An 8,361-nucleotide genomic window follows, 5' to 3' on the forward strand; every position below is an offset into this window, starting at 1 on the left:
TCGAGTCCTTTTTTGGCAGGAAATTCCAGCTTACATCGCGGCTTATGATGCGATGAATTTTGCAGTGGCAGGGAACTCGAGGAAGCATGCAAAGCAGTCCAGAACCCCATTTGTTCAACGAGCTATACCTTGAGCTTTTCAATCAGTCTTCTACCGCGACGGTTGTCCTCTCGGTTAAAGATTTTTCCGTGATTTCCGCCAATAAGGCATTCCACGTTTTTTTTCCAGAATATCAATCCAAACCACATGGCGGTCTGCCGTTACTGCTGGCAGAGCGCGGCTTCATCCGCACCGTTGAGGATCTGACCGCGCTGGCCGCGGAAAGCGTGGCCGGCCCCCTGATGGGACGAGGCGCACAGGGGGAACGCATAAGGCTGGATAGCCGGTTGATTTCTGGGGGAGCGCATCTGGGCAGCTGCCTGGCGCTGCAATTCTCTGAGATTGAGAAAGCACATGATGAACTGGCGTTGGATTTGGAAAACGCGCTGCTCATCAACCGCATCACTCAAACGATCACATCCAGTACGGATACCATTTCGATTTACAACAAGGTTTGCGCAGAATTGGCGGTCAGCCTGAACGTGCCCCAGGCCGCGCTCGCGATCATTTTTCAAGCGGAGGGGCATGCCAGGGTGGTGGCCGAATACCTGGAACCAGGACGCCCGTCTGGATTGGGTGAGTGCCTGCCTCTGGAAGGCAACCCCGTTATGGAACTGCTGCAGGAGACGCTGAAACCCATTGTGATTGAGGATACTGCTTCTGACCCGCGCATGGAAGCCGTGCGAGACCTTATGCAGTGGCGCGGAACTGTTTCGATGCTGTTGGTACCAGTGGTGGTGCGCAACAAGCTGCTGGGGTCTTTAGGCCTGGACGCGCTTGAGCACCGCGTTTTCACCGAGCGGGAAGTGCGGCTGGCCGAGGCGGTGGCTTCGGCGGTGGGGCAGACGGTGGAACTGGCCGAAGTCTATGAAGACCAGACACGCGAGCTTCAGATGCGGCAGATGGTTGAAGACGAATTAGAGAAACGCGAGCGCTATCTGGCTGGCCTGGTGCAGATCGAGACGTTGCTGCTCAGCGCGGCCAAAACGGAGGATGTGATCCCCAAGGTGCTTTCCATTTTGGGCGAAGCTTCGGGCACGAACCGCATCCAATTGTGCCAGAACTTCGAGCAGGAGGACGGCAGTCTGATGGCGGTGCAGCTAGCGGAGTGGGTGCAAGATTCATTTGCATCGAAAAATTACATTTCTGTCGGCAGCTATTTGTATTCCGATGGGATGATGCGCTGGCAAGAAATGCTAACGCGCGGTTACATGATTAATGGGAATGTGAAAAACTTCCCTGATGCGGAAAGGGAGCGCCTGGAAAGGCTTCAAATTCGCTCAGTTCTCGTATTGCCAATCCAGATTGGCGAGGTTTTTTGGGGGTACATTGGGTTTGGTAACTGCGAGAAAGAACGCTCGTGGGAGACCTCGGAAATTGTTTTATTGAAAGCCGCCACCACCGCAATTGCTCTCTCGGTTGAAAAGCAGCAGAAGGAAATTTTGTTGCAAGAAAAGCAGGCAACCTTGCAGCTTGTCATGGATCAACTGCCGGCGCTGCTGTGGATAACGGATGAAAATTTGCAGATTGTTTCCATTCGCGGCAGCGCGCTGAAGTCGCAGTGGCGGGATACCGAAGGAAATGAAAAAGAGTTCAACGAGCAGGAACTCATTTATGGAGCGAAGGACGCGCACCAACACGCCCTGGGGGGCGGCACAAGCACCTATGAATTGAATCATGGCGGGCGTTATTTTCAATGCCATGTTGAACCTTTCCTCAACTCAGAAGGGAAAATTGCCGGGGTTTTGGGGATTGGCCTTGAAGTTACTGAACGAATAACTGCGGAAAAAGATTCTCAGGCTCAGCGCGACCTTGCGCTGCAAATTATGAGCAATATGGGCCAGGGACTGGCCGTTACGGATATCAACGGAAAATTGGAGTATTTCAATCCGTCTTTCGGATCTATGGTTGGCTTTAACCTGCAAGACCTGAATGGCGCCGAGATGATGGACCTGGTGAAATTTGACCAGAAGGCACAGATGGCAGAATTCCAGCGCCAGACGATGCTGGGCGAATATGCCAATGGAGAGTTTCAACTGCTGCATAAATCGGGGCAGCTTTTGGATGTGTTGATCACCGGCGTGCCGCTGATGCGGGATGCCAAAGTGGGCGGCACGATTACGGTGGTGACAGACCTGCGCGATCAGAAAAAAGCGGAAGCAGTGCTGCGCAAGAATGTTTCGTTTCTACGATCTCTTCATGATATTACCTCTGCCAGCAGCTTGAGTCTCAAAGAGAAAATTGACCGGCTCATAAAGATTGGCTGCGTTTTCTTTCGCCTCGAAAAAGGAGTGATGTACAAAGTAACGGACCAGAAGGTGATTGAAGTCTCAGGTCTGTACGCGGATGGCGCCGTTTATCACAGTGAAGGGCGGCACACTACGGAGGATTTGAAACCATTCCTGGAGAGTGAATTTCCGGTTGGCTCGCACTGCATTTCCAATCTGGATTGTAATAAACAGAAACCCGCTTTTGCCGAGATTGAGAAAGCTTTCTTGGGTGTGGGAATTATGGTGGAGGATAAACCCTGGGGCGTGCTGTTAATGACTAGCAGCCAGACGCGCTCAGATGCCTTTCATGAGACTGATTTTGAATACTTACGTCTGATGAGCCAGTGGATTGGGGGGGAAATTGAACGAAACCGCTACACCATGCGCTTGCAGGCCAATGCGGAAGAAATTCAAAAAGCGAATAGAGAGATTTCCGCGGCCAGAGACCAGGCGGTTGAGGCCTTGCAATTAAAGTCTGAATTTTTGGCGACGATGAGCCATGAGATTCGCACCCCCATGAACGCGGTGATTGGAATGACGGAGCTGTTGCTGGAAACGAAACTCTCGGAAGAGCAGCGTGAATACTCACGGGTGGTTCAAGATTCAGCCTATTTATTGTTGAATCTGATCAATGACATTCTTGATTTTTCCAAAATTGAGGCGGGTAAGGTGCATGTGGAGCGGATCAACATCCACTTAGCTACCGAAATTGAGGGTGCGGTGGATATGTTTACCATCCGCGCGCAGGAGAAGAAATTGGATTACCTGGTATTCGTTGACCCCGCGCTGCCCTATACTGTGCTTGGAGATCCGGTTCGCATTCGGCAGGTGCTGGTCAATTTGTTGGGGAACGCGTTTAAGTTTACCCAAACCGGCTCAGTCACTCTGAATGTGGGCCTGGCGCGCGAAAGCGATACCGACCTTGTTATGCGAGTGGAGGTGATTGATACCGGGATTGGCCTGTCGGATATTGCGATGCGAAGGCTCTTCCAGCCTTTCACGCAGGCAGACGGCAGCATGACGCGCAAATACGGCGGCACTGGCCTGGGGTTGGCGATTTCCAAACGGTTGGTGGAGCTGATGGGTGGAGAAATTGGTGTGGAAAGCCGCGAGGGAGCGGGCAGTATGTTTTGGTTTGAAATCCCGCTGCGCAAATCCAGCGGCGATGAGGATCTGGCTGCCAGGAACCAATTATCGCTGCGTTTTGATCAGCAAAACGCGTTGGTCATTGCACCGGAGTCTCACCAGGCTGTCATCTCGCGCTACTTCAGCGGATGGGGGATGAAGCCAGTGTTAACCAGCGAGACGCACGACACAGTCATTTGCAGGGCGCTGCAAAAAGAGCCGCCCGGCAGCCTGGACTGGCTGGTGATTGATCTATGCGTATGTGAGGATTTGCGGCAGGCATTAGGTTCGATAATGAGACTGCCTCAGATGAGCCCGCATGCAAAAGTGATTGTGATCTGTGAAGCTTACGCGCACGGCAGCCTGGAAAATATCCCGGGTGTGGAATATCGAATTCTTCATTGGCCACTGCGGCTTTCAGAAATAAAAAAGGTGTTGCAGGAGTTAGTTGCGGGATTGAGGGAAGAGGGAAGCGAAGAATCCAAGTCGGTTACCCAGCCGTTAAACAAGCGGCAGGGATCTCGCGCGAAGCGTTCCATCTTACTGGTCGAAGATAACCTGACCAACCAGAAACTGGCCGTTGGTCAATTGAAGAAGCTGGGATATGATGTACTGATTGCCCACCACGGAATGGAGGCGCTGCAGTGCCTGTTCGACGAGCGGCAGCCGGTTGACCTGGTGTTGATGGATTGCCAGATGCCCGTCATGGATGGGTTTGAAGCAACTCGGCAAATTCGCGCCAGACACGCGGAGAGCGGGACTCATTTACCGATTATTGCAATGACGGCCAACGCCATGAAAGGCGACAAGGAATTGTGCGTTCAGGCCGGGATGGATGACTATATTTCGAAGCCGGTAACCCTGGAAAACTTAAGAAACGTCATTCAGCGTTTTATTGATCTGGATACGCTCCAGGCGCAAACGGCAAATGATGCTCCTGTTTTCCGGCAGCCGGTGCTGGATTTGAAGGTAGTGCAGAGCCTGTTCAACCTGCAGACAGAAGCAGAACCAAATTTCTTCTCAGATGTGGTGGAATTGTTCATCCGCGACACGAGTAGAGAAATGAACCAGATCAAAGCCGCCATGCGTAAGCAGGACGCGCAGTTGGCAAAGAAGTCGCTGTTGAATTTGAAAAGCGCGGCGGGCAATCTGGGCGGTATGCGTTATTCGGAAGTGTGCAATTACATGCTGGCGCAGATGGAGGAGAGCGGATTGAGCGTGGTAGATTCGCAATGGGAACTGGCAGAAGCCGCTCATAAAGAATTATGCACTTGTCTGCGCGAGCAGCACCAATTTTGAAAATTGCCTGTCAATTTCCTTGACCACATAGGGGGGGTTTGGTAGAATATCTTCCACAGCGCCTCCATCGTCTAGGGGACCAGGACGCAGCCCTTTCAAGGCTAAAACGCGAGTTCGAATCTCGCTGGAGGCACAGAAACCGCCAGAAATGGCGGTTTTTCGATTTATTTTAAAGGTGTTACAAAACCGGCTGTATAGGCTGGGTGTCTGGTACAATCGACTGATGGATCTGATTAATTGATGTTATGAGGTGTAATAATGACGGCGACAGGCAAAGACGAGAAAATCATGCTGTATCCATGCAAGTTTCCGCTCAAGGCGGTTGGCCATAATGAAGAAGGTTTTTTTGAAACGGTTGTGGATGTGGTCAGCCGGCACATTCCCGGCTTGGAAGAGCATCACTTCTCCTCGCGGCTTTCAAGCGGCGATAAGTACATGTCGGTTTCGGTAACATTTATCGCTGAGTCTCGCGAGCAGGTGGACCGTTTGTATATTGAAATGAGCGAGAACAAGAGAATTTTGATGATTTTGTAAGGCTGAGAAAACCTCTCATTTACGAGAGGGCTTTGGGGCGTGAAGGATAAGGATGAATTCCGCTTTCTTCTCGCCCACTTCTTTTTTAATCTCGCCCAGCGTGCCGCGATAAATTTTTTCGGAAGCCAGGCTGATGTCACAAGCCAGGGTGGCCTGACGGCCAGGGCCAAAGGCCGCGCTGGTTTCTTCGAGCAGCTTGATGAGGCGGTAGGGCGTGTCCATTAGGATGATGGGAATGTTGATGCTTTTCAACTGGTTAAGCTGCGTTTTCCGCTCTTGGTTATCTCGCGGAAGAAATCCGGCGAAATGGAACTGCTCGGGCTTGAAATTCAGAACAGAAAGCGCGGCCATCAGAGACGAAGGCCCGGGAATGGGTACAATCGTGATGCCTGATTGTACCGCGCGCTCGATCAGGAACGCGCCGGGGTCTGAAAAGACCGGCGTGCCGCAGTCCGAGATGAGCGCCCCATCTTTTCCGGCGTACAATAGCTGCAGCACATCGTCAACCTGGCTGGCTTCGTTGTGCTCGTTGACATTCAAGAGCTGTTTGGGCTGCACATCCAGGCGGTTGAGCAGTTTGCTGCCCTGACGGATTTCTTCACAGACAATAAAATCAACGGTGCGGAGTGTCTCCAGGGCGCGCAAGGTGATATCTTTGAGGTTGCCAATGGGAGTGGCAATGATATATAATTTACCAATTCCTGCCATTATTGATTCCTTTGCTCAAGCGGTTCTTTCCAATTCTACCCGAAATCGATAACGAGACGGATTTTTCCTGACAGAGCATACATGATATTTTTCATGGCGATCATGGATGAACAACGAGGTGCAGAATGATTGAAGCGATTCGAACCTTTAATCCTATTGTGCAGGCCCTGCTGGCCACTCTCTTCACCTGGGGGTTGACCGCTCTGGGTGCTGCCGGAGTCTTTTTGACAAAAGAGATTAACCGCCGATTACTGGACGCGATGCTGGGGTTTGCGTCGGGGGTGATGATTGCAGCCAGTTTTTGGTCGCTGCTGGCTCCGGCGATTGAAATGACCGAATCTAACGGCGGGACGCCGTGGGTGCCAGCATTGATTGGATTTTTAGCCGGCGGCGGTTTTTTATACCTGGTAGACCGGATTCTACCGCATTTGCATTTGGGCTTGCCGATTGATGAAGCAGAGGGGATTAAGACTTCTTGGCAGCGATCCATTCTGCTGGTGCTGGCGATTACACTGCACAATTTCCCCGAGGGATTGGCGGTTGGAGTCGCTTTTGGAGCGGCAGCGGCAGGGGTATCCGAAGCCAGCCTTTCGGCCGCGGTGGCGTTGGCGATTGGCATTGGCATTCAAAATTTCCCGGAGGGATTGGCAGTTTCTGCCCCGCTGCGCAGGGAAAAGATGAGCAGGTGGCGCAGTTTTATGATTGGGCAGGCTTCGGGTATGGTGGAGCCGGTTGCCGGGGTATTGGGCGCGGCTGCGGTCTATTTTATCCGACCGCTGTTGCCCTACGCGTTGGCTTTTGCGGCGGGGGCAATGATTTATGTCGTGATTGAAGAGTTAATCCCCGAAGCGCAGCTCAACAAAGACACCGATCTGCCCACCTTGGGTGCGATGCTGGGCTTCGCGGTGATGATGATGCTGGATGTCGCCTTGGGATAAAATTCGGTTTTTGGGAAGATTTGACACGTTCTGCGGTATAATTTGCACTATGTTAAACAACAATACTGACGAAACCAAACCCGTCGAAGTGAATCCTTCGACGAATGCCTTACCTGTGGATATGCCCCCGGCGCCTGGCATAGAAAAGCCGAAGCGCTTGAAGTGGATTTTGGGCGGGGTGGCCGCTGTCGTCATTTTAGGGATGATTGGCGGCTTGATTGGTTATCAAACCGCGATCCAGAATCGCAAGCGGATTGCTGCCGACCAATTAACCCTGGTAACAACCACCCAATTTGAATTGGGAATTGCAGATTTTCAAGCAGGCCGTTTGGAGACAGCCCGGCGACGCTTTGAGTATGTCATTCAGGCTGACCCCAAATATCCGGGCGCGGCTGAGAAGCTCACCGAAGTGATGCTGGCGATGGCAACCCTGTCCACTCCTACGACGGCCCCCACACCGACCATGACGGTGGAACCCACCCCCGATTTCAGCGGCGTGGAAGAGATGATGCAGCGCGCGCAAGACCTGTTAAGGAATAAACAATGGGATGACGCTCTGACAGTGTTGGATTTGATGCGCAAAGAGAACATTAATTTCCGCACCGTAGAAGTGGACGGCATGTATTACATCGCACTGCGCGAGCGCGGCGTTCAGAAGATTGTGAACGATGGCAATCTGGAGGGTGGTATTTACGACTTGGCGCGGGTAGAGAAGTTTGCGCCGTTGGATAAAGAAGCGGATGGATTTCGCACGTTCGCTCGCTTTTATCTGACTGGCGCCAGTTTTTGGAAGGTGGATTGGCCGCAGGTGCTGGTCTATTTTGAGCAGGTCTACCCTGCCCTGCCAAATTTGCGCGATTTATCGGGCTGGACGGCCCAGGAACGCTACCGTATCGCGCTGGTGGAATTTGGCAATCAATTGATGCTCGCCGGCGATTATTGCAAAGCCAAGGATCAATTTGAGAAGGCGCTGACCTTCAGTGTGGATGATAAGGTTAACCAGGCTTTTGAGAAAGCCAAGCGCGAGTGTGAAGGCGACAAAGATGAGACACCCCAGGAAACCCAGGCGGTAACGCCAGTGCCGACGCAAACGACACCGGTGCCGACTGAAACTACTCCGGTTCCTACTGAAGAAACGCCCGTTCCGACTGAAGTAACGCCAGTGCCTACGGAAGTAACACCTGAACCGACCGAATCATCTGGAGGCGGCGACACCTCTGGGGGTTGATGCTGCGTTCAGGGTGAAAAATGGTAGATATTGGGGGCTGTCCAAAAAGTAGAGGACAGCCCCTTTACATTTTTAAAAAGCAATGATTCAATAAAGGAATGAGAAGAAAACAAGCCCACCCCGTGTTTAAGCCCTATGTAATGAACCAGGTAGCGCTGCT

Annotated in this window: 5 protein-coding genes and 1 tRNA gene; 5 read left to right on the top strand and 1 reads right to left on the bottom strand. The window is 52.2% G+C overall.

From position 1 onward, the window contains the following. Positions 1–86 precede the first annotated feature (86 nt). The 3 genes from ADN00_RS19420 (at position 87) to ADN00_RS19430 (ending at position 5,327) form a co-directional block, all read left to right on the top strand. Positions 87–4,793: an ATP-binding protein gene (locus ADN00_RS19420; RefSeq protein WP_075064654.1), complete on the top strand. Its 4,707-nt coding sequence runs from the start codon at positions 87–89 to the stop codon at positions 4,791–4,793. Positions 4,794–4,853: 60 nt separating this feature from the next. Next, positions 4,854–4,926 (top strand) — tRNA-Glu (locus ADN00_RS19425). A gap of 125 nt (positions 4,927–5,051) precedes the next feature. Further along, positions 5,052–5,327 carry a YbeD family protein gene (locus tag ADN00_RS19430; RefSeq protein WP_075064655.1) on the top strand — a complete coding sequence of 92 codons (276 nt, stop codon included), beginning with the start codon at positions 5,052–5,054 and terminating at the stop codon, positions 5,325–5,327. A 15-nt stretch (positions 5,328–5,342) separates the two neighbouring features. Here the strand turns inward: ADN00_RS19430 and rsmI are convergent, their stop codons facing one another. After that, positions 5,343–6,035 (bottom strand): 16S rRNA (cytidine(1402)-2'-O)-methyltransferase, encoded by a 693-nt coding sequence (rsmI, locus tag ADN00_RS19435; protein ID WP_075064656.1) that lies wholly within the window; start codon positions 6,033–6,035, stop codon positions 5,343–5,345. Between the two features lie 125 nt (positions 6,036–6,160). Between rsmI and ADN00_RS19440 the strand changes: the two genes are divergently transcribed. After that, on the top strand, positions 6,161–6,973 hold the full coding sequence (locus tag ADN00_RS19440; RefSeq protein WP_075064657.1) for a ZIP family metal transporter: 813 nt from the start codon (positions 6,161–6,163) through the stop codon (positions 6,971–6,973). Between the two features lie 49 nt (positions 6,974–7,022). Beyond that, positions 7,023–8,201 (top strand): hypothetical protein, encoded by a 1,179-nt coding sequence (locus ADN00_RS19445; protein ID WP_075064658.1) that lies wholly within the window; start codon positions 7,023–7,025, stop codon positions 8,199–8,201. The last annotated feature ends 160 nt before the right edge of the window (positions 8,202–8,361 follow it).

This window comes from Ornatilinea apprima (assembly GCF_001306115.1).
Lineage (GTDB): Bacteria > Chloroflexota > Anaerolineae > Anaerolineales > Anaerolineaceae > Ornatilinea > Ornatilinea apprima.